At 35.8% G+C, this 21,837-nt stretch carries 22 protein-coding genes; 4 read left to right on the forward strand and 18 right to left on the reverse strand.

Features of this window, described 5'->3' with window-relative positions; all coding sequences use genetic code 11:
* Window positions 1–29 precede the first annotated feature (29 nt).
* Window positions 30–266 carry a T9SS type A sorting domain-containing protein gene (locus IPK91_05485; GenBank protein ID MBK8296725.1) on the forward strand — a complete coding sequence of 79 codons (237 nt, stop codon included), beginning with the start codon at window positions 30–32 and terminating at the stop codon, window positions 264–266.
* A 143-nt stretch (window positions 267–409) separates the two neighbouring features.
* Window positions 410–1,081: a fibrobacter succinogenes major paralogous domain-containing protein gene (locus IPK91_05490; GenBank protein ID MBK8296726.1), complete on the forward strand. Its 672-nt coding sequence runs from the start codon at window positions 410–412 to the stop codon at window positions 1,079–1,081.
* Between the two features lie 413 nt (window positions 1,082–1,494).
* Here IPK91_05490 and IPK91_05495 read toward each other — a convergent pair whose 3' ends face one another.
* From IPK91_05495 to IPK91_05510, 4 genes are all read right to left on the reverse strand, one after another.
* The gene (locus IPK91_05495) at window positions 1,495–2,028 is read right to left on the reverse strand and encodes a GNAT family N-acetyltransferase (protein ID MBK8296727.1); all 534 of its coding nucleotides are present in this window, start codon (window positions 2,026–2,028) and stop codon (window positions 1,495–1,497) included.
* A gap of 84 nt (window positions 2,029–2,112) precedes the next feature.
* Complete coding sequence (locus IPK91_05500) at window positions 2,113–2,529, reverse strand: glyoxalase/bleomycin resistance/extradiol dioxygenase family protein (GenBank protein ID MBK8296728.1); 417 nt, start codon at window positions 2,527–2,529, stop codon at window positions 2,113–2,115.
* A gap of 19 nt (window positions 2,530–2,548) precedes the next feature.
* Window positions 2,549–2,998: an SRPBCC family protein gene (locus tag IPK91_05505; GenBank protein MBK8296729.1), complete on the reverse strand. Its 450-nt coding sequence runs from the start codon at window positions 2,996–2,998 to the stop codon at window positions 2,549–2,551.
* Window positions 2,999–3,460: 462 nt separating this feature from the next.
* Entirely contained in the window at window positions 3,461–3,826 is a 366-nt protein-coding gene (locus tag IPK91_05510; GenBank protein MBK8296730.1) for a DUF4406 domain-containing protein, read from the reverse strand.
* Between the two features lie 440 nt (window positions 3,827–4,266).
* Between IPK91_05510 and IPK91_05515 the strand changes: the two genes are divergently transcribed.
* On the forward strand, window positions 4,267–5,232 hold the full coding sequence (locus IPK91_05515) for a dienelactone hydrolase family protein (GenBank protein ID MBK8296731.1): 966 nt from the start codon (window positions 4,267–4,269) through the stop codon (window positions 5,230–5,232).
* 197 nt (window positions 5,233–5,429) lie between these two features.
* Here the strand turns inward: IPK91_05515 and IPK91_05520 are convergent, their stop codons facing one another.
* The 9 genes from IPK91_05520 to IPK91_05560 all read right to left on the reverse strand — a co-directional run bounded on the left by IPK91_05520 (window position 5,430) and on the right by IPK91_05560 (window position 12,853).
* Entirely contained in the window at window positions 5,430–5,942 is a 513-nt protein-coding gene (locus tag IPK91_05520; protein ID MBK8296732.1) for a GNAT family N-acetyltransferase, read from the reverse strand.
* A 297-nt stretch (window positions 5,943–6,239) separates the two neighbouring features.
* Window positions 6,240–6,560, reverse strand: coding sequence for a hypothetical protein (locus IPK91_05525; protein MBK8296733.1), 321 nt, complete (start codon window positions 6,558–6,560; stop codon window positions 6,240–6,242).
* Window positions 6,561–6,601: 41 nt separating this feature from the next.
* On the reverse strand, window positions 6,602–7,078 hold the full coding sequence (locus IPK91_05530; protein ID MBK8296734.1) for a hypothetical protein: 477 nt from the start codon (window positions 7,076–7,078) through the stop codon (window positions 6,602–6,604).
* 199 nt (window positions 7,079–7,277) lie between these two features.
* The gene (locus IPK91_05535; GenBank protein MBK8296735.1) at window positions 7,278–8,183 is read right to left on the reverse strand and encodes a T9SS type A sorting domain-containing protein; all 906 of its coding nucleotides are present in this window, start codon (window positions 8,181–8,183) and stop codon (window positions 7,278–7,280) included.
* 86 nt (window positions 8,184–8,269) lie between these two features.
* Window positions 8,270–8,884, reverse strand: a complete 615-nt coding sequence (locus IPK91_05540; GenBank protein ID MBK8296736.1) for a hypothetical protein — start codon at window positions 8,882–8,884, stop codon at window positions 8,270–8,272.
* Between the two features lie 423 nt (window positions 8,885–9,307).
* Window positions 9,308–10,471, reverse strand: coding sequence for a hypothetical protein (locus IPK91_05545; GenBank protein MBK8296737.1), 1,164 nt, complete (start codon window positions 10,469–10,471; stop codon window positions 9,308–9,310).
* A gap of 167 nt (window positions 10,472–10,638) precedes the next feature.
* Window positions 10,639–11,526 (reverse strand): toll/interleukin-1 receptor domain-containing protein, encoded by an 888-nt coding sequence (locus tag IPK91_05550; protein ID MBK8296738.1) that lies wholly within the window; start codon window positions 11,524–11,526, stop codon window positions 10,639–10,641.
* Window positions 11,527–11,684: 158 nt separating this feature from the next.
* The gene (locus IPK91_05555; GenBank protein MBK8296739.1) at window positions 11,685–12,191 is read right to left on the reverse strand and encodes a hypothetical protein; all 507 of its coding nucleotides are present in this window, start codon (window positions 12,189–12,191) and stop codon (window positions 11,685–11,687) included.
* A gap of 170 nt (window positions 12,192–12,361) precedes the next feature.
* Window positions 12,362–12,853, reverse strand: coding sequence for a UpxY family transcription antiterminator (locus tag IPK91_05560; protein MBK8296740.1), 492 nt, complete (start codon window positions 12,851–12,853; stop codon window positions 12,362–12,364).
* Between the two features lie 1,391 nt (window positions 12,854–14,244).
* On the opposite strand from IPK91_05560, the gene IPK91_05565 reads away from it, so the two are divergent.
* Window positions 14,245–16,497, forward strand: a complete 2,253-nt coding sequence (locus tag IPK91_05565) for a hypothetical protein (GenBank protein ID MBK8296741.1) — start codon at window positions 14,245–14,247, stop codon at window positions 16,495–16,497.
* A gap of 135 nt (window positions 16,498–16,632) precedes the next feature.
* Here the strand turns inward: IPK91_05565 and IPK91_05570 are convergent, their stop codons facing one another.
* From IPK91_05570 to IPK91_05590, 5 genes are all read right to left on the reverse strand, one after another.
* Window positions 16,633–17,793, reverse strand: coding sequence for a PLP-dependent transferase (locus tag IPK91_05570; protein ID MBK8296742.1), 1,161 nt, complete (start codon window positions 17,791–17,793; stop codon window positions 16,633–16,635).
* Window positions 17,794–18,270: 477 nt separating this feature from the next.
* Window positions 18,271–19,587, reverse strand: coding sequence for an amino acid permease (locus IPK91_05575; GenBank protein ID MBK8296743.1), 1,317 nt, complete (start codon window positions 19,585–19,587; stop codon window positions 18,271–18,273).
* The gene (locus tag IPK91_05580) at window positions 19,499–20,230 is read right to left on the reverse strand and encodes a hypothetical protein (protein MBK8296744.1); all 732 of its coding nucleotides are present in this window, start codon (window positions 20,228–20,230) and stop codon (window positions 19,499–19,501) included. Before IPK91_05580 ends, IPK91_05575 begins: the two co-directional genes overlap by 89 nt.
* Before the next feature lie 16 nt (window positions 20,231–20,246).
* The gene (locus IPK91_05585; GenBank protein MBK8296745.1) at window positions 20,247–20,990 is read right to left on the reverse strand and encodes an energy transducer TonB; all 744 of its coding nucleotides are present in this window, start codon (window positions 20,988–20,990) and stop codon (window positions 20,247–20,249) included.
* A gap of 79 nt (window positions 20,991–21,069) precedes the next feature.
* Window positions 21,070–21,801 carry a TIGR00730 family Rossman fold protein gene (locus tag IPK91_05590; GenBank protein ID MBK8296746.1) on the reverse strand — a complete coding sequence of 244 codons (732 nt, stop codon included), beginning with the start codon at window positions 21,799–21,801 and terminating at the stop codon, window positions 21,070–21,072.
* Between the last annotated feature and the right edge of the window lie 36 nt (window positions 21,802–21,837).

Here is a 21,837-nt window from a genome sequence, read left to right on the forward strand (position 1 = left end):
TTAACATTCAAGACTAATAATTGGTAAACATGCTAGTCAAAAAAATTCCCACCGCCAATTCACAATTTCAGAAGGATATTCTTGGCATTAAACTATTTCCCAATCCGGCTGCCAATTTTTTGAGTATGACATCCGAAATTAATAAACCAATCCAATATACACTCAGCTCAAATCAGGGACAGCTCATTCAGCAGGGTGAATTTTCAGGGAAGGGTCAACTGAATCTGGAATCAATTGAGCTGTATGGCATTTTTTTACCTACTTAGTTAAAACACCTTTCTTTAAATGGATGTGAAATTCAAGGGGCTTTCAAATGAGAATACCTAAACTTTATTAAAATAATTTTCCTAACAGATGATAATCTTATCTAAATTAGTGCACTATTATTGTATACTCAAATTTAAAATCAATGAAAAATTCTCTATTTTTTGCAATCTGTTTGTTTTTTGGAATGCTGCAAGCTCAAGTTTCAACTGTAACCATTGGCAGCCAATCCTGGATGAATTACAATTTAAATGCTCCCAAATACAATGATGGCACGCCCATACCCAAGATCACAAGTGCTGCAGAATGGGCCGGATTAACAACTGGAGCTTATTGTTATTACAATTTTGACTCCACCAATTATGCAGCAAAATTCGGAAAGTTGTATAATTGGTATGCGGTTGCAGGAATTTGGGATGAAGCTTCCAAAACAGACGTATCTAAAAGAAAAAAACTGGGTCCGACTGGATTTCATGTTGCCACCAAGAAAGATTGGGATACATTAATTAATACTTTAGGTGGATTAGGCGATGCCGGCGGTCGTCTTAAAGGAACCGTTACAGATCAATGGGACACTCCGAATAATGGAGCAAGCAATAGCTCTAAGTTTACAGCCAAAGGTGGTGGTTACATGGGTAAATCGGGAAACTTTTACTACAATTTACGTTATGGTTATTGGTGGACAGCCACCAGTGAATATGAAGTCGATCGAATGGCAAATGCATATTCAAACTATTTATACTCTGGCAGTGGATCGATTTATAAATCCACCTCCGACAAGAAAATGGGACTTTCTGTTCGATGCGTCAAGGATTGAAATTTAAATATTGATAGCTTGTCGCTTTTGAATGTGACTTGACTTAAGAGTAATTCAATAGAGGCTAGAGGGGAGAAAGGATGAAGGCAAATTTTTTATTGTTACCTACATTGATCATTGCTTATTGAGCATTAAAAATTTCATTATTACAAGCATATAAAAAAATGCTTAATTCACAATGCTCAATTTTCAATAACAATTGGAGTTATGCCTGCACCAAGGCACAAAAGTTTCTTTCAATGAGTCAGAGGATCAAAAATTGCAATATAATATTGAAGATTAAATACTACGTCTAGGATAGCGCAGGCTGTGGTGGTGGCATAATAACTTTCATATAGAAGACCTAAACTGAAATAAAATTAAAATCTAAAATTATTTTTTATTCAAGGGCTTTGAGTTGGGTTGAAGTCATTTTATAGCAAGTTGTTCAAAGTGTACTTCTGTAAATCTGGGTTTTCTTTATTAATTTTTAAGGATTTACTAAAATGAATTCCTGTCAAAAGTTTTGTTGACTTTTGATTGTCTTGGTGGGAATAAGCTACTATTTTTCGAACCAATACTGTGTGAAATGCGTAGTCAATAATTTTTACAGCCGCTTCTTTCATAATACCCTGTCCTTGAAATTTTGTCATGAGTTCGTAGCCTATTTCACAGCTACTTTCTTCGTTTGAAAAATCAAAGAGACAAATGGTTCCTACAAATGTATTTGTCTGTTTCAAGCTGATTACCCAATAGACGGAATTGTTTTTTTGAATGTTGTCATTGACCTTATAAATAAAATTTAAAGCATCTTCTGTAGACTTACAAAAAGCTCTGTCTAAATAGGTATTTATTACCGGATCAGAACGCAATGCAAAAATATCGTGCCGGTCATCCGGTGTCAATTGTCTGAGCTTCAGTCTTTCCGTTGTTAAGCTTGGAAATGGATTGAATTTCATATTCATCATGCGATCCTGTTATTTATTTCCGAAGATGGATACAGAGGCAAAAGCTTACACTTAGAGACCAAGCAAATCAGCATGCTCTTATTGTTATGCAGTTTGTTCTGTTGGAAATTTAGACAGGTCCATATAGAAAAATTCCCAGGTGTGGCCATCCAGATCTTCTATGGTTCTTTGTTGCATAAATCCATAATCTTTTAGTTCGCTTGGTTCGGTTCCACCTGCTTGCAGACCTTTCCCCATCAGGGTATTCATTTCGTCCACGCTATCTAAGGACAATGCATAAATTCCCGCCAAATTTGCTTTGGTATCTGCTAAGGGCTTAGTTGCGAAACTTGAAAACTTTTCGGTTGTCATGATCATTACAAAAATAGTTTCACTCCAGACCATACATTTCCCCTTGTCATCAGAAAATTGAGGGTTGTTGGTGAAGCCCAATGCGGTATAAAAGTCCATAGATTTTTGAAGGTCCTTTACGACCAAATTGATAAATATTTGCTTTGCCATACTAAAAAGATGAGATTAATTAAGCGTCCGGAATATTGGGTTCGACCAGGCGTTTCAATTTGTCCAAGGATTCCTGCCAGCCTAAATAGCACATTTCAGTTGGAATCACATCGGGAATTCCTTCTTGCGTTGCAAAAAGTTCGGTACCACACAAAACTTTTTTAAACTCAATGGTAGTAATCATTTGACCAGGTAAATTGGGATCATCAAATTGGTCGGAATATTTTAAGAGTTCATTCGGTTTAATTTCCAAATACTCTCCTCCAAACGAGTGTCCGTTTCCTGTTGTAAAATTTATAAACGACATTTTATAGTTCCCTCCCACTCTAAAATCCATGCTATGTACTTTGCATACAAATCCATAAGGAGGCAACCAGGAAGCCATAGCATCTGCATCTGTAAATGCTTTATATACTTTTTCGACTGGAGCTGCTAAGACTCGGTGAAGGCTGACTTTATTGGTAGGCATTTATTTTTACTTTGAGACAAATATAGAAATCAATTCTAATATCCACTCATGCGGATAAGGATAGTTTAACATGAATTTTAAAGAACTTGCGGATAGATGTGTTGATAAGAAATACCTTCAAATATTAGAATTTAAGTTAAATACCCAGCTGCAAATTTATCACAGAGCAGTTACTCCAAAATTAATACCTATATGTTAAAATGTCGATTGAAACTCATTAAAAATTATTTAGGCATGTCAAATACTAATTTCAATAAATGGCTGTGCCTGAAATAAGATGACCAAAATCTGGTCAGAAAGTCAACCAAATGGAAGTCAAAAACAAGAAAAAATTAAGTCTAAGGCCTCTTCGTGTTTTTAGTGTAGAAATTCGACGCAGGACAGTTCGAGACATAAAAAAGGGATTCTACCTGTTTACGTTAATTAACTGTAAGCAATTGGCTTATAGCCTTAGTCAATTTACTATTTAGTTATCGCAACTATTTCGTCAATTGATTTAAATACAGGTCGGCCTTTTGCTAATATTAAGTCCCTTTCTTTATTAGCGCCCGGGCTTTCTTCTAAAAGTAATAAAGCGTCACACGTACTAATAACGGCAAGAGAAATGTCCATTGTGCATTTATATTTGTCCGATACATTAGCATGTTCTAATACTGGTATGGCAGCATTCATTCCGATTATTGGTATATGTCCAAGTTCAAGAAGTCTAGCTGCAACCTTATTCATGTTGTCTAAATTTATTTGTCTCTGTTCAGCGGTGTCCGCCGAGTAAGGTCCTGCTACTCCAATTATCATGTTAATATGTTTTTTTGTTAAGTTTACCGCCAAAGAAGAAGGGATTAATGAAGTCTATAAAAAAAAAGATTAACAGCATCGTTGTTTAATTACTGAACATCGTCCTTAATTTTAAAATAAATTTCAATCTTGTCCTAACTGGTGCGCTGCTGTTCATCCGTTGCAATATTGATTGTCGCTCTCACAAAGGTAATTAAATGCGATTTACATTAGTTACCTGCCTGTTTGTGTGGGGCATTTTGGGTCGGCATGTGTACGATGAAGAATTGGATAAGAAAACTAATGATCCTATACGGACTCACCAATTGTTAGAGACTATTTAATCAATTTGCATCCGCCATGATCATGAAAAAAAATAAATAAATTTATAAGATTTAAAAAATCACCCAAAAGGGTGATCCATTCTTATAAATATCAGCTCACTTTTGCATTGTTATTTTATTTTTTTGAATTTTAACAAACTGTAACTAATTATGAAACTGACTTATGTACTAAATCTGCTTTTAATATTCATATTAAGTTCTTGCTCTGAAGAAAACCCAGATAAACCAACATTTACAATTGGTAAAAATCAATTTAAAATCCAAGTTGATGGGAAGGAAAGAATTTATTTTGTCCACGTACCTCCAGCTTACTCCCATGAACATGAAACACCCGTAGTGATTATGTTTCATGGAACAGGTCAGTCTGGTGAACAATTTTATAATATTTCCGGTTGGAAGGAAGTAGGTGATGTTCAGAATATTTTGACCGTTTTTCCATCGGCGCTTTCATATTGTATATCAGAGGATGGCAATACGGAACAAACTACAAAATGGAATGTCATTGGAGCAAATTATACCTATTGTAATGGAGAAATTCCAACAGATGATATTCATTTTGTTCGTGAAATCATTAAACAACTAAAGGAAAATTATAATGTTGATTCACATAGAATTTATACAGTAGGATTTTCAAACGGCGGTGAATTTGCGGCTAGAACAGCCCTCGATATGTCCAATGAACTTGCTGCATCCACTTCCACTGGTGGAGGGGGAGCTATGCCTAGAGATACCACAATAATACCTTCCAGAAAGTTGCCAGTAATGTTAATATTTGGAAATCAGGATGGAAAAATATTGACCAATTTAGGCCTTTCTTCAAACGATTCAATACCTATGGGATTTGAATCCGTTTATTCAAAATATCCCTTTTTATATAAAGTTCAGGTCGATCCCTATATCCGATGTTTTGAGTTGAATGATAAAAATTATAATTTATTTGGGGATACCAGTTCAATCGTTTACGCAGATTATTATGGTCTCAGTGGAATACCTGAAAATACTTTTAGAATAGTTGAAATAAAAAACCTTCAACACGAATATCCAAATGGTATTAATCACCCTTTAAATGGAGCATTGCACAATTGGGAATGGTTCAAACAATTTAAATTGCCTTAAGAATAGTTGTTCAGTTGCACTGGAAATGAAAGGGTTATTTTTTAAGAAAATTTTAATTAAGTAAGGCAGAATGAATAACGTTTTGCAGTTACCCAAAGAGCGGGGCATCTAACACAAAATTTTATTGAAAAAATGATCTTAAATTCACACCTTAACTGTCAATAGAACGCAAAATCTCACTTAGTGGCTAGGTTCTGTTAGGTTTTAATTTGGTTTTCAATCTTAAACAGAGTCACTTTATTATTATAATACGTGTCTTGCCCAATACGTTTTAGACCAGATTTTATCAGAACCTTTTGAGATGCAATGTTATCGAGATGTGTCACTGCATAAATCTCTTTTAAATTCAAATTCTCAAAACCATAATTCAATAAAGCTTTAGTTAATTCTGTTGCATAGCCATTCCCCCAGAATTTTTTCTTCAGCCTGTAACCAACTTCAATTTTATCTGAGGTGTCCAAGTACCTTAGAGCGCACCAACCAATAAATTCTTTTGTATCTATAAGGAAGGCAGGAAATATGCCAAGTGCTTTATGTCTTTCATAATATACAAGCTGCCTATTTATTGCTTTAGCCGAATCCGCAATTGATAGAGGCATCTTTCCACTAATAAACTTCATTACTTCTGGGTCTGAGTCAAGTTCAAATAAAACTTGTGCATCTGCAGATTCGAATTTTCGGATTAGAAGTCTTTGCGTTTTAAGTTTCATTTGGCTTACAGTAAAGTATTAACTAGGTTCACCGGTCCAGTTTGAAAATCAAATAGAAGCAATTCTAAGATCATACTGTTTTAGATCAAATTTAGCAATGGTTTGTCAAATTCGTGATACTAATCCAAACATTCCATTTTAATTATGCAAAAGTTACTCATTGGGAGAATAAATTTGCTTTTATAGCTCCCAACGTCCAAATAATTATTACCTCTTATATTGTTGTTGCAAAAACTGATTAAGCACTTTCTGGCATACCACAAACACTTCGAAAGAAATCTGATATGTGCCTATCTTTTAAGTTGCCGATACAATTTGTTGCCTGTTAGCCATAAACGTCCCCGTATATCGCATTACTATTAGGGACTGGTAGCGGCTAGAATTTCTGATTTTCCTAATTCTTGCATTGATTGATGGAATATATTCCTTTTCAAGTTCTGTTAAAGTCAAACTAAAATCTTTTTTTAAATCGTCTTGTTGATTCAGCATTTCAAAAAGTCCTTGGATAGAATTTACTCTTACTATTCGGGAATTAGTTTTATCCTTTGCCCAGTTTGTCAATGCATTCCAGGCCTGGCCAAACTCTTTGCTATCTAAAGGAAGGCGTGGAATTAACAAAGCTAAATGCCATAGTGAGTGCCTACCTAAATTGTACCCGATTAATCAACAAGAATACTTTTTCGACTTATATCAATATGATTTAGTCCATCTTTTTGATTGTAATTTCTATATGTTTTTCCATCATATTTGTACACTCCCTGGTCGGTTCCAAACCACAGATTACTATTATTATCTTCATTAATTGCATAAACAGAGGTGCTATTAAAACCTTCAGGATTGGAATAGTAGGTCAACGCTTTTACATCATACCTCACGACGCCTTCGCCTAATGTACCCAACCATAAATTCCCTTTCGAATCCTGAAAAATACTTCGGATATATTGACTAACTAAAGTAGTGTCAAAATCTGGGGCCACAGCAAACGCTTTAAAGTTTCTAATTACTGTTGGACTTTGTATAGAAGTAGTTGGGTCTTTAAGTGTGCTTGTTTTATCTTGTCGGTTGCAGGAAAAAAAAAAAAATACGAATACCAAAAGCAGCGAATAAATTGGATTGTATAAGTAATATTTAGTCATTCGTCTTTGTTTTAGTTGTATCAAAAAAAAAATGTTCATTCAAAGCTATCAAATTTCAAGTTTGCAGGTCGCCCAAGCGGGATGCATAACGGTTGGCTATGCAACGTGCCAGCAAATTCGCCGTGAGCGTCGGCTTAAAGCGAATTTGCCTTGGGCTTGGTCGCTGGCTTGTGTTTATAGCCGATGTTGTCGGTTCGTTTTAATTTTTTATTAATTGTCTAACGATGGTTTTTCCTCTACTATTAACTATTCTTAAAAAATATAGTCCCGGTGCTAATTCATTCAGCACAATTTCTGTTAAAAAGCCATCTTCTCTCAATAAAACTTTTCCTTGTGAATCAATTACTTCAATTTTCAAATAATTTAATTCTGGACTATTCAAATAAATCCTGTTTAAGGATGAATTAAGAAATAGCTCTATATCATAGTTCTGGTCTAATTCAGATGTTGAAGTTTCTAGAATATAATCACATGCTACATCGGTATTATAATGGTACAGACCAATTTTATAATCTTCATAACACCTCAGTCCAAAAATGTAATCTTCGTCACACAATTGAGATTGCCAGGGAAACATGTATTGGATATCTCCTATGCCTTCAATCAATTGAGTAGTGTATACTCTATACCAAAAAACTCCATGATTAAACTCAAGATTACAGGATAAAACTTTCCTTTCGTGACCATTTATGCTGGTTGTAAAAATATTAGTTACTGTATATTTTAGTGTATCTGTATACATTGAGTTAAACATAATAGGGAATTTCCAAGAATCCCCAATTTCAGCTGAAAAATTGTACAGCATATGAAATTCCGATTCACTATTAATTTTTACGTAAATTTTATTTTCCAATGTCTGATACATAAAAACATTATTATCCGTTATTGAGCAAGCCCAATTATTTGTAATAGTTAAATGAGTTGAAGGGATGCCATTTATAATAGTATCCCCAACTGATTCAATTAAGGTGAATTCTTCGATATCTTTATGATAATCATAAAATTTTGAAAAATGCCATTTCGCACCAGTTGGAGCCCAATTTTGTGACAATCCACATATTGGAGAAATTAACAACAAGCATAATACAAAGTTAATTATTTTCATGTATATCATTTTTATCACATTATCACCCAAAAGTGAAAATTGAATATATTAGCGACTTGAACGCAAGTACTATGTTAGAGGACGTATTATTCAATTGTTCTATTTTGTACCATTTCAATTGCAATTGTGTCGTATTTACCAGAATTGTCCTTAGCAAATTGTCTAATAATGTCTTCATATGATGCAAATGATCCTAATCTGAATTCTATGAAGGAGAATGAATCCTGGTTATGTTTATTTCTTTTATAATCATAAATAGCAAATCGCTTTTCTGATATTTCTTCACCTGATTTTGTTAATTCCAACAACAAATTGCCTTCGGATGACTCAAGTTCTATTTGACAATCAATTCTGAAGTAATCGTATGTTCGAAAATTATCACTTTCAAAAATTTTAACTATTGCCCAATTTGGATTTGAAAATTCTATGCTATCTACAAAATACTCTGTATAAGGATAAGTAAAGGGCTTATTGATTTGAGAAAAAATAAATTGAAGGTTTAACCCATATTCTATTTTTCCATTCTTGATTTCCTTTGGTGGGTCAGTTCTGATATCAAATACCTTTCCTGCCGCTATAAAATGGTGATTAAGTTTATAGAGTGGTTGTAAAGTACAATTTGATTCAGGACCCGCTTGTTCAGGGTCACAGGAAATTATTATTGATATTGCGAAGTAAAATATTAATCTTTTGGTTTTCATCTGTTTATGTCCTCTAACGGTTTGGCTTTACGAATGTGTCGCCATGCGTTGGCTCTGTGTGTTGGATTTCGGGCGGCATTTTCGTAAAACCGTTGTTCTTGGATTGATTACTTACAAGAGTCCTTAGAAATCTTTATATATGTTACACCATTTAAATAGCCTACTTTTTGTAAAACAAATTTATATGAAGCCTTTGAGCATGTTATTGTTTCACATGGAATAGTGATTTCAATTGGCTTATTGCCAGTTTGAATTATTTTCTTTTTATTTTTTTTTGTAGTACTACAATTAGTGTTTATGGTAAATTTTGTACTCGATTTACTAATAAAACTATTACTTTCATCATAAACATCGACCATTACCAAGTCTTCGCATTCATCGTAAGCGTCCACTTGAACTTCAAAAAGAGTATTCGATAATTGTCTAAAACTTGCCTTGCCTGAAAGTTTCCGAAATACGGAATTGGTGAATAACATTTGATTGTTTTGGCATATTATCTTGTTGATATTCGCATAGCCGCGACCATTCCATGCATTTAAAAAGCGTGAAAAAAGTAGGCCATGCACCATTATCAAGTTCTTTATCAAAAACGTAGAATATTTCCTCGTCTAGGTTTTGATAAATATCATCATAAATTTCGTTAGGATTTGGAGAAAAGTCATCAATCAAATCCCATAACACAGCCGCAATATATAGTTCAGTTTCATTGGCTTGGTACGTTGAAGCATTACAATGTGGATACTCTAACATATAACCACTTAATGACCCTGAATTGCCAACAAATTTTTCCAAGGGGAAGGCTCGATTGACTGCTTGTGCAAAAAAATTAGCGTATCCTTCCATCCAAGCGGCTTCCTCTCTTTTCAACGAGGTCAATCCTCCAAAAACACCATCCATATTGCAGCCATCATGGTTAGTTATTATCATTCCAAATGTACTCACACAAAATTCTATATGATGAGCATATTCATGTAATATCAGGAGATCTTCAAAATAATTTTCAGGCTTCAATTGAATTGCCGCTGTAGAATAGTATGAATTAGCAAGAATAATTTCAGAGGAAACGGCGACTTGATGAACAATATCCGTTTCAGTTGGCTCTCTATGCATTGCAGCATATTCGTACCCTTTTAAAATAGTACAACAAACATTGAAGTGTTGAGAAATATATAAATCTGTAAAATCACAACTAAAATCCAAGACATCATTTTTGTTTCGTACAACCTTTTTAATTTCTTTTCCATTCAACATAGGATGAGTAAAAAAAGTTGACCAAGTTCTTTGAGTATTAACTCGGCAAGCGTAATTTTCTGCAACTATTCGAATTCCATACGTTACTCTTGCCCTTTTCCATTGCATTAAAACATTGATTTCTCCGTTTACATCTGTTGTTGTTCTGGTTTCAATTTGCCATGTTCCTCCTGGCGTAATACTCCATACTTCCACATTTGAGTATATAATTGGTTTGAATGTTATGGCACCAGTTGTAGGGTCTTGGTCGGAATATCTAAATTTTCCTTTTACAGTTTCAGCGTATCCCAAAAATGTAAAATGAATGAACATCGTGGCAAAAAAATATTTTTTCATTTTATTGTATTATATTTTTTAAATTTCAAGAACGTTCCGCAGATTTGCGATGGGCGGGTTCCTTGGAACAAATGCTCATTCGAAGATACAAAGTTTCTTGGACCCGTAGGCATTTTTGGGGCACGAAAGCCCGCCTATCGCAAATGTGCTGTTATGTGCCGTAATGGTCATTGTAAACAAATGTGTCTAACGTGATGGTAGTGGTCGTCTAAATTTTTATGCATTGATTGCAAATAGTTCAGAATAGCATTTAATTGAGAGCACAAGTCCTGTCTAACTATTGTCATTTCATCTCTTGCGTCTTGTCGGATAATTGGGTCTCTTGAGTAACTTTTTGGTTGTAATTCCGCCCATCGTTCAAATAAGTCTTTCATTGTGTTTTCATAACTTCTAATAAGTATCTTAGAATTTCTGTCAAGCTTTTCTAAATCTTCGGCTGTTATCGTTTCAACTACATAATTATCTCTACTCTTTAATTCAATTTTATCATGTTCCTGATGAGCTTGAATTGAATAGTTTTTTGGACGTTTATCAACTTCTACATTATCTACAAATGCTTTTTGTTGCGGCACAAAATCATCAATAATCTTTAAAACATTACTAATTGCATTTATATCCATTGCATTAGCTATTTTTTCTGAGATTTTTACTAAGGTTTTATCTCTTTCTGATTTATTTAATTCATCCAATGGCTTAGCAGGGTTGTTCGCTGATTGTATTTTGGCAAGTTCTGTAAGATTATATGCAGAATGACTTACTGCTATCCAGTAAATTATTAGTTCTCCTTCTTCTGCTCTTTTCAGAATTAAGGACAATTCTTTGTCAACAATATAATCTGAAGCTAAAAAATTGGGTGTTACAAGCAAGAGAGCTACTCGGCATGTCTCCAGTTGCTTTTTTATTTCAGTATCCCAACGAACACCAGGCATTATTTGTTCGTCACTCCAAATTGATATCTTTTCTTCTCTTGTATAAGGTTTAAGAAAAGTCATAATTGTGTCTAACCACTTTTTGTCTCGATGGCTATAGCTGATAAATATTCCTTTACGATACATATGTTTATCTTTTTAGTTTGATTGTTTGAAGGTGCGTTAAATTATGGCACATAACATCTATATCTCCGCAATTATTACACCAAGCAATTTATATATATAAATCCATTTAATCTAAACAATTGCCAATTTTACGAAAATCCAATTTCTTATCAACTTGCTTATTTTTGATTCTGTTTTTCCTTCTTTAATCCATAAACAACCGTCCCACATTGAGAATGCTTCATGCTGGTTGTGAATGGGAATGTATAATCTTTAATAAATTCATTTAATAGACTTTTAAATTTGTTTTCTTGATCGGTTGTTACTTCGTATGGCGGTTCACCTAGAAAGTTGAATAAAAAATAATCTATTTTACCATTTTCATTGATGTATATTTTTTGAAAACAGCTGGTTGCAAAAGGCCAGTTAAACTGATTCGCTTTTAAATATTTACCAAATTCATCAAATAAATTCTGATAGGCAGTAGATGCTTTTTCCATATCGCTTTCAGTTTTAAAGACTGCATTAGAAGTATCTACACTGATGGCACTTTTATAAACCAAATTTAAGCTATCAAAGAAAATACCCTTTTTTTCTGCTTCTTGAATTGTAAGGCCTATAGGATTTTCATTGCAACCAAGCAATATGATAATCACAGAAAAATAAAATAGAAAGTGTATTCTCATTGAGATTCAATTAAATTGGAGTACTTCCATAATCTCATCATCTACAATATTTCAATTCTTTTTTAACCATTTCCATTCCACCCAAACACGGCTTCGCCGCACCCAGTCCCATAAAAAACAAAAAAAAACCTGACTGAGTGAAAATTCAATAGGATTCAATTTATAAAAGCTCAGTCCAACTGCAACTGCTCCACAGGCAATTCAATTAAAAATCCCATTGCGATGGTTTCCAGATGCATCTGAACGAATTTTTTTCCTATGAAATCAACCAACAAACCCGTTTTTCCAGCTAAGAGTCCGTCTTTAATGCGGATCATTTGGCCTTTTAATTTTTGGATGGTTTTTAAAGATTCAGGTACCAGCATCGACTGACTGTTTCGCATTAAATCCAACTCTTCTTCTTTTAATACTGCATCCCGGTTTTCATGACGCACGTATTTCAACATGCCCGGGACCTTAAACACTTTACTGCGGTCATTCTCGTCTATGCGTACAAATAAATAAGATGGAAATGCGGGTACCAACAATTTTTTAATCCGATCTGACCATTTTCTGCAAACCTGCACTTTCGGCAAAAAATGCTCTATGCCAAGTAGCTTTAATTGTTGTTCTACTTTAAGCTCGTAATTGCTTTTGACATAAAGGACCTTCCAGGTTGTCATGCTGATCGGGTTGGTTGTATTGCGAAGATAAATGGTAATGGTTAATTTTTAATGGTGAATGGTTAATTTTAGGAAGAAATATTTTGTTTTAAGGGAAAATGCCGGAAGATTGGGGAGGAGATCGGGAAGAGGTCGGGAAGAGGTCTGGAAGAGGTCTGAGGGTCTGGAGGTCTGGAAGAGGGCGGGAAGAGGTCTGGAAGAGGTCTGGAGGTCTGAACGTCGGGAGGGCGGGAGGAAATGTTCCAATGCTGCAATGCTAACTGAAGGCTAGAGGCTAGAGGCTAAAGGCTAGAGGAAAATGCTAAAATTTTCAATGCTGCAATTTGGTTGAGCTCAAATTCTTCAATCAGACATCTACAGACTAAAGACTAGAGGCTAGAGGCTAGAGGAAAAATGCTGAAATTTAGCAATGCTGCAATTCTGCAATTTGGTTAGGCTCAAAAGCATCAATCATGCTCCTCAGACTACAGACTATAGACTATAGACTAAAGACTAAAGACTACAGACTAAAGGCTAGAGGCAAACTGCTGAAATGTTTCAAGGCTGCAATGCTACTATGTTTTCAATGGATGTCTCGAATAGGTAAATATGGATCTAAATAAAACATCGAAATTGGGAATTTAGTTAAAAATCTTTATGTTATATATATAATTACTAATCAATGCTTTATATTGTAATAAACCCAATGTTTATTAAACCAGACTTAAATCCAAAAAACATACAAGAGTTTGTTTTATTATGGTTTAAAGGTTTTAACCAAAGCTCAATACCTTCTACCTATTTTTTAAATTAATCCAATAAATGACAATTTTCAAATCAAGCATTTCGGAAATCAATTGGTCCCTATTTCAGGATTATAAGATTCCAGTATTTCCTCATTGTAGAATTGCAGCATTGGAAAATTGCAGCATTGCAAAATTGCAGCATTACTTCTCCCCCTCTTGTTCCCATCTTCTTCCCATACTGACCCGGGGTTGTTCCCATCATAATGGGTAAAATACCGGCTCGCATGGGTTCTGAATTATGAGAAAATTTGATCTCCCTTACTTCAGGCTTTCTTGAACATGGGAGCATCTACGGGGTATCTATTCTTTATCTATTAGCTATCTATGGGTGAAAGACTAGGCTAATGGCTAAAGGCTAAAGGCTAGAGGCTAGAGGCTATAGGAAAATGCCCGCCCGACGGTTCTGAATTTGTCAATAAGATTTGTAATGAATCATCAGTCGGATCGGGCGGGCTGATATTTTTCGATGCTGCAATGCTGCAATTTGGTTAGGCTTAAAAGCATCAATCATGCTCCAAGATCCACAGACTACAGACTACAGACCTTAGACAAAAATTGATCCCTCCAATTAGGCAGCGATTCCGTATCTTAGGCAATCATATGATTATGAAGAACCAACTGTATTTTACGGTATGGATGCTGTTTTTATCCATAGCTGGTCTTAATAAACTAGCTGCACAATGCAGTCCTGCTATGGGCACCACCTGTGCCAATGCGCCGTTTTTTTGCTCACTGGAAGAAATTGACGGTTATACCTGTTCGAATACCAGCACAACTCCAAGTAGCTGCTCGCCGATTTGTTCGCAAGGGGGTCAAGCTGAAAATACCAATTGGATTGGATTTTTTACCAATGGCGGAAATGTCAGTGTGACGCTATCAGTAGGCAGTTGTTCGAATAGCCAGGGATTGGAATTTGGAATCATTGAAGATTGTCAATGCTCTAAGCCGATTGCTTGCCAGTCCAGCCCTTGCGTTCCACCGGGAGGTAGCGCTACCATCAATGCGAATTTATCTAAATGCGTTCAATACTATTTATGGGTTGATGGATGTAATGGAGATGTTTGCGATTTCACAATAAATACTACAGGGGGTGCTTCACCTAAAGTAGATCCTATTGGTTACATCAATAATGAGGCAAGTCAAATAATTAAAAATGTTTGCCCAGGATGTTATAAAAGTTATTCTATACAAGGCATGGGTGATTTATGCAATGTCTATTATGTTTGGGAATTGGATGGACAATTATTAGCAGAAGGTCTCTATGAAGACAACATTGAATTTTTAATTCCAACTGGTGGCACCTACGAATTGTGTGTAACCGCTTATATACGCAATCCAAAAAACCCAAACAGTATCTGTGATCAAGAAGGCCCTCAATGCGCTAGCATTGAAGTGACAGGTCTTCCGGATCGTTTCGGCAACCCTAGAAGACTTTGTCATGAAGCGGTCGGCTCATCAGGATATAAATGGCATTCTCAATATATCAAGAGTTCAGGCATTTATCGCGAGCACTTACGGGATAAAAAGAATTGTTGTTACTATGATTCTGTAGTTGAATTTACAGTGTTGGAAGAACCGGTTCCGGCTATTGTGCAATACATTGGTTGTAATAACGAACCCTATATTGATATTCTGGGGAGAAGACAGGGCTTGTGTTTGCAAAATGCATTTATTAAACTCCCAAATACTACGAATCCAGATCTGTGCGACAGTTCGATAATACTAACAACCATCAATGTGGATTTTGCTCCGTCCTGGTCAATTATTTGTTTTGGAGGTGATGTAGAATTGCTTCCCAATATAAAAATTACAAAACCTTGTAATGTCGGTGAATCCTATGAATTTAATTACCACTGGTTTAAGAAATATGATCCTGCTAGAAGACGTGTAAGTTTCGATGAGCGACTTTTAGTACCTGCTATCAAAGAAGATTACTGTTTACAAGTAGAAGTAATTACTTATTATAATAATGATTTCTTTTATTGTTCTAAAACATTTTGCGAATCCTTTAACGAAGGAAATTTAGCACCTGAATGTGCTTTCAAACTGAATGGAAATAAAGTGTATTGCTTTGACAATCTTTCTAAATATTGGGTGGATTCCTTTTTACCTGGAAATGTAAAAGCCTATCATTGGACAGTTAATGGCGGAAACATTATTTCAAATCCTGATAGCAGTGTAGTGGATGTAGTTTGGAATTTAAATGCAAAGGATACAGGCCGCATTTGTCTGACCTATGATACAGATTGTGGAAGCAGTTGTCAAAAATGCAAACCGGTCATTTTGGAAACCACCATCGCCGGACAAGATTTTGAAAAGCGTGGACTGGCTGCTTATCTCGATGCCAAAAATCATCCCAATGGCATCTGGCGATTGATCAGTGGACCGCATCCTGTGCGGATTGATGATCCGACCAATCCTAAAACAAGAATCTCGGCATATAATTATGGATATTATTGTTTTGAATGGACCGTTACCGATATAAACTGTATAATAAAAGATACACTTTGTGTTGATTTACATTTTTATAAAACTACCAGTCCGGAATATCCTGATCGCTTGTTTGACGAACGAGCAGCAATAACTCCGAATGCAAGCGATTTATCTTCAATAATTTTTACTCCAAATTTAATCCAACAACATAGACAGAGTTTTGTGCTAATTAATAATTTGGATGAGGCATCAATTACATACAAATGGTTTAATCTATATGGTCAACTTGTTTTGCAGGATGTTCAAACTATTGAATCTGGTATTCAACGACAAAACATTCAATCTCCAACTCAGAGCGGCATGTATTTTCTGCTTGTTGAATTGGGTGAAATGCATTTGGTGCAAAAAATTTGTGTTATGGAGTAAACAGACTGCAGTCTATAGTCTTTAGTCTGTAGGAACAAGTTCATTTAGCTATTAATCTGAAAAGCTAATACCATTTCAGCACTGTACCATTGCAGCATTTTCCTCAAGACTTCCTTGCTACAGACTCCTAACTCCTTATAAACACCTGAGAGCCTGTTCTAAATCTGCAATAATATAATCTGCATCCTCCAAACCAATATACAAACGGATCAATCGATGCATTGGGTCTAGCGGATTAAAATCTTTTAATTCCATACCGGCAATACGTGGAATGATCAAACTTTCATAACCACCCCAGCTAACCGCCATCATAATGTGCTTCAATGATTCACTAAAACGTTCAATGCTTTTTGGATCTGTTGTTTTAACTACAAATGATACCAAGCCACAAGCTCCCTGCATTTGTTTACGCGCCAATTCTACTTGTGGAAAATCAGCATCGAATGGAAAAACTACGGATTCAATTTTAGGATGTTGCTTTAAATATTCAATCACAGTTTGTGTAGTCTTTGCAATGCGGTCCATCCGGGCAGGCAAGGTTCGCAATCCCCGCATCAATAACCAGGCATTAAAAGGTTGAATGCCATTTCCGGCAGTTAAATACTCAAGATTAAAAATTTTCTGCAACAATTCCTTTCGCCCAGTTAAAACACCACATACCACATCGCTGTGACCTGCCAGGTATTTGGTTGCTGATTGCAATACCAAATCTGCACCTAATAAAATAGGCTTTTGGTAATAAGGACTGCAATAACTATTGTCAATGACAACCAGACAGTTTTTAGTCTTTGCAAACCTTGAAATGGCTTCAATATCCTGCAAACCAAAATCCCAGGAATTCGGTGACTCTAAATAAATCAGTTTCGTATTATCCTGAAAAACATTTTCATAATCACTCAACAATTTTCCTTCAACATAACTAGTCTGTACACCAAAGCGCGGTAAAAACTCATTAAACAATCTTTGTGCCCAGGTATATGGATTTCTCACAGAAATAATGTGATCCCCTGAAGAAACAAAAGGTACTACCGATGAAAAAATTGCTGAGGCTCCACTATTAAAAACAAGTGCGTCTTCTGCTTCATCCAGCGCAGCAAGTTTCTTTCTCAATATATCAACAGTCGGATTTAATCCACGAGAATAAATATATCCTCCATATTCATCTTTAAACCGTTGACGCATGTCGTCCACCGTATTAAATTTAAAATTACTGGTTTGAATGATAGGTGGGGCAATCGCATTAAAATACTGATCGCGTTCTTCTCCAAGTTCGTTGAGTATGTATGATAAATCCATTGAAGTTAGTTGATAGTTGTTAGGTGATAGTTGATAGTTGTTAGTGGTCAATGGTTGTCTCTTCGTTCTTCGTCCTTGGTCTATGGTCTATGGTCCTTTGGTCTATAGTCTCTTCATCCTTGGTCTATGGTCTATGGTCCTTTGGTCTATGGTCTCTTCATCCTTGGTCTATGGTCTATGGTCCTTTGGTCTATGGTCCTTTGGTCTATGGTCTCTTCATCCTTGGTCTATGGTCTATGGTCCTTTGGTCTCTTCATTCTTAGTCCTTGGTCTATGGTCTATGGTCCTTTGGTCTCTTCATTCTTAGTCCTTGGTCTATGGTCTCTTCATTCTTAGTCCTTGGTCTATGGTCTCTTCATTCTTAGTCCTTGGTCTATGGTCTATGGTCCTTTGGTCTCTTCATTCTTAGTCCTTGGTCTATGGTCTCTTCATTCTTAGTCCTTGGTCTATGGTCTCTTCATTCTTAGTCCTTGGTCTTTATCCCCTTGTCTCCTCCCTCCCCATTTTCTTAATAATAAAATATACCATAACAAGTGCTATAAATACAATTAGCGAGGTCACTCCATAGGACGGATTGGCATATATACAGGCAAGTCCGACAAAGATATAGGTGATAATAAACAAGAGCGGCATCCAGGGATAATATTTGATCTTATATATTTCAGCGGAAGAAGTGGTATTGGATTTTCTTCGAAAATAAAATAAAGTTGCCGCGGAAGTGGCCATTCCCAATGAATCCAAAATCATAACAAAACCGAGTATGCGATCAAATGTTTCAGCATAAAATATTACAATCATACTGATTAAACTGAATGCGGTCAATCCAACCGTGAGGACTTCCCGTTTGCCATATTTTTTACTAAAAGCTGCCGGCAACATGCCGTCTTTACTCATGGCGGACATAACCCTGGGATTGCTCAGCAACATCACATCTACATAAGCCAATACGGCAAGAAATAATAAAATCGCAAATAAGGACTTTCCAAATGGACCAAACAGCTTTCCTGCTACCAAGGCTGCAATCCCTTTTGCTGATTTTAATTCTTCAAAGCCAATTACTTTATAATAACTCAGATTGACTAAAAGATACAATGCAATTACTATCAGAATACCTGTAAAAATGCTTTTCGAAATCGTTTTATTAGGTGATTGAATTTCTTCACCAAAATTTATGGTTTGCTGATACCCTCCATATGTAAATGAAACAGCAACCAAACAAGCAGCAAAAGAAGCCACTATGCTTTTCCACGAAAGTGCATCCGTCTGCACCAAACTTTCATTTTGGATGACATGGGTTGAAGGAAAAAATAAGGAAGAAATAATTAACAAGATCATCCCAATTTTAATAAACATTAAAACATTGAGTGCTTTCGAACTGATTCGCAAGCCCATCAAATTAATTCCATAAAATAACGCAATCGCCCCGATTCCAATCAATGCTTTTATTGCATCTGTTGGCGGCTGTGCAAAAACCACTTCTGACAAATAATCACTTCCTATAAGTGCAACCCCACCCAGGGAAGCCGCATTCGACACCAGTACAATTCCATTAATTGCAAAAGCAACCGAAGGATGATAAGCTTCAGAAAATATTTTATAATAGGCTCCGGTTACAGGATACCTTGAACCGATTTCGGCATAGGTAAGCGCTCCACATATTGCAATCAAACCACCAAATATCCAGGCGCCAAAAAATATCGTCGGACTAATAGCCGCATTTGCTGCTGTGGATGCTGCTCTGAAAATGCCCAAAGGATTTATTTTCAATAGCCTGAATCCAACGAAGCCTCGCATTGTTTAATTTGGGATAACTTGCATTAACTACATTTTTCAAACTTACAACTTGTATCTTTTTAGTGAACTCTAATAATCCAAACAGACTAGTCCCGGAACCACATGGACAAAGAAGTAAATTTTCTTCCTGATCAAAATCATCAGGCATTTCATGTACCAGTTTTGCCATACCGATGCTGCCTGTATCTCCACCGCCTCCTTCAGGAATCCAATAGGCATCTGTCCATTTATCAGAAATAGTTCCAATGCCTTGATTTCTGATTTGTTGCGCTTCGCTCCGTGTTAAAGAATGCAAATTCGCAGAATTATTCATTGCATCTTTTAAGGTAGGTGTTAAGATGGCATCATGCCAACCATAAACCAACAAATCACAGGAACATTTCAAAAAGTTGCTAACATAAGCCAGGGCATGCAAATGATTGGAGTGCACACCCCCCATGCTTACCATGCGATTTGCACCTGAACGTATAAATTCCTGGATATGCCCGTCCAATTTGCGCCATTTATTTCCACTTATTACTGGATGAATTAAATCATCTCGCTTAATAAAAATACTTCGTTGTATTTCATCAAGATGAATTTCATCAAGCCTTGAAGGCAACATCAGTGTACTCAATAAATCCTGAATTAACTGCAATTCCATGATTACAAATAAAAACTCAACGGTTTAACTTAAACTCAATTGGCATCTTAAAATTAAAACTGACATTCCTATTTGCATTCTTTGCTGGAATCCATTGATCAATCAATCGAAGAACGCGCAATGCCTCTTCATCACATGCAGGATATAAGGATTTAATTATTCGGGGATTGCGTACTTTTCCTTCTTTGTCAACTACAAATCCAACGATCACGACCCCTTCAATTTTATTGCGAAGTGCTGTATTTGGATAAACCAATTTGGATGAAATAAAACGCGACAAAGTGGAACTGCCACCTGGGTATTGCGGCATGACATCAACAAAATCAAAGGCTTGCTCGCCTTCTGTTTCAGAAGATTTTGATTGCATCTCGTCAAGTGTTTTGGTTACAATGGTATCCAATGCTTCTTGTTTTTGTGTTTGCGGTTTTTGTTTTGGTTCTTCCTTTACTACTTTTTTCTGTTCATTTTCTTTTGGACTTGATTTTTTTTCAGCATGAGTAGGGGCTGTTTGTTTAATACTAAATTTAGGCAATTCCAATTCAGGAATTGGTTCGAGTTGGACTTCCCGCATCATTTGGTACTCATCTGTATCACTCCAATTGATATTATACAGAAGGACCCCTGTTAAAAAAACACTTACTGAAATCAACATGCCCAAAGTCATATTGTGATTGTATTGTCTTCTTAACTGGTAAGCACCGTACTTCGTATTTCTGTTTTCGAAAACGCTTTGTTGAATCGGTGTCTTTTCTGGTGTCATGAATTATATTTCGGGAACAATCGAACTGCCCTTGTTTTAATAGACTGTTAAACAGTAAACTTGTTGCAATCGATTCGTACTAATTCTTCTCAAACAACCATTTTATCGGCTGACTAATATTAAACGGTTGTAAGACCTTTTTAATATTGAAATTTGATTTAATGTGTTGAATAATTTCTTCTGGGCTGTCTGATACCAAAAAAAGATCTCTGTCTATGGGAGAAATTGTTTTTTCCTGTTCCATTTTATCCAGAAAATCACAAAGTTCTTTATGGTATTCTTTTCCATAAATGATTACTGGAAAATGGATGAGTTTACCCGTTTGAATGAGGGTCATGGATTCAAAAAATTCATCCATGGTACCAAAACCACCGGGTAATACAATAAACGCGTAGGAATATTTAATCAGCATAGTTTTGCGCGTAAAAAAATATTTCATGCTCACCCAGGTATCCAAATAGGGATTTGGAATTTGCTCATGAGGTAATTCGATGTTACACCCAACAGATTTGCCACCGACTGATTGAGCGCCCTTGTTAGCAGCTTCCATGATACCTGGACCTCCACCCGTCATGATGGTGAATCCCAAATTAGCGATTTCGGCACCTAAATGCTCGGCCATCTTATAATACGGGTTATCCTCTTTAAATCGGGCAGATCCAAAAATTGTAACACAAGGGCCTGTAAAATAGAGTTTTCGGATTCCCGTAAACAGATCCCAAAAGACATCAAAAGCAAATCGCAACTCGGCAAACCTGCTCATAGGACCATTCAGGTATTGAATATTATTTAATTTGTTATTTGTGCTCATATCCTTAATAATCAGCGCAAGATTAAAAAAAATTAA

Source organism: Saprospiraceae bacterium, assembly GCA_016712145.1.
Lineage (GTDB): Bacteria > Bacteroidota > Bacteroidia > Chitinophagales > Saprospiraceae > Vicinibacter.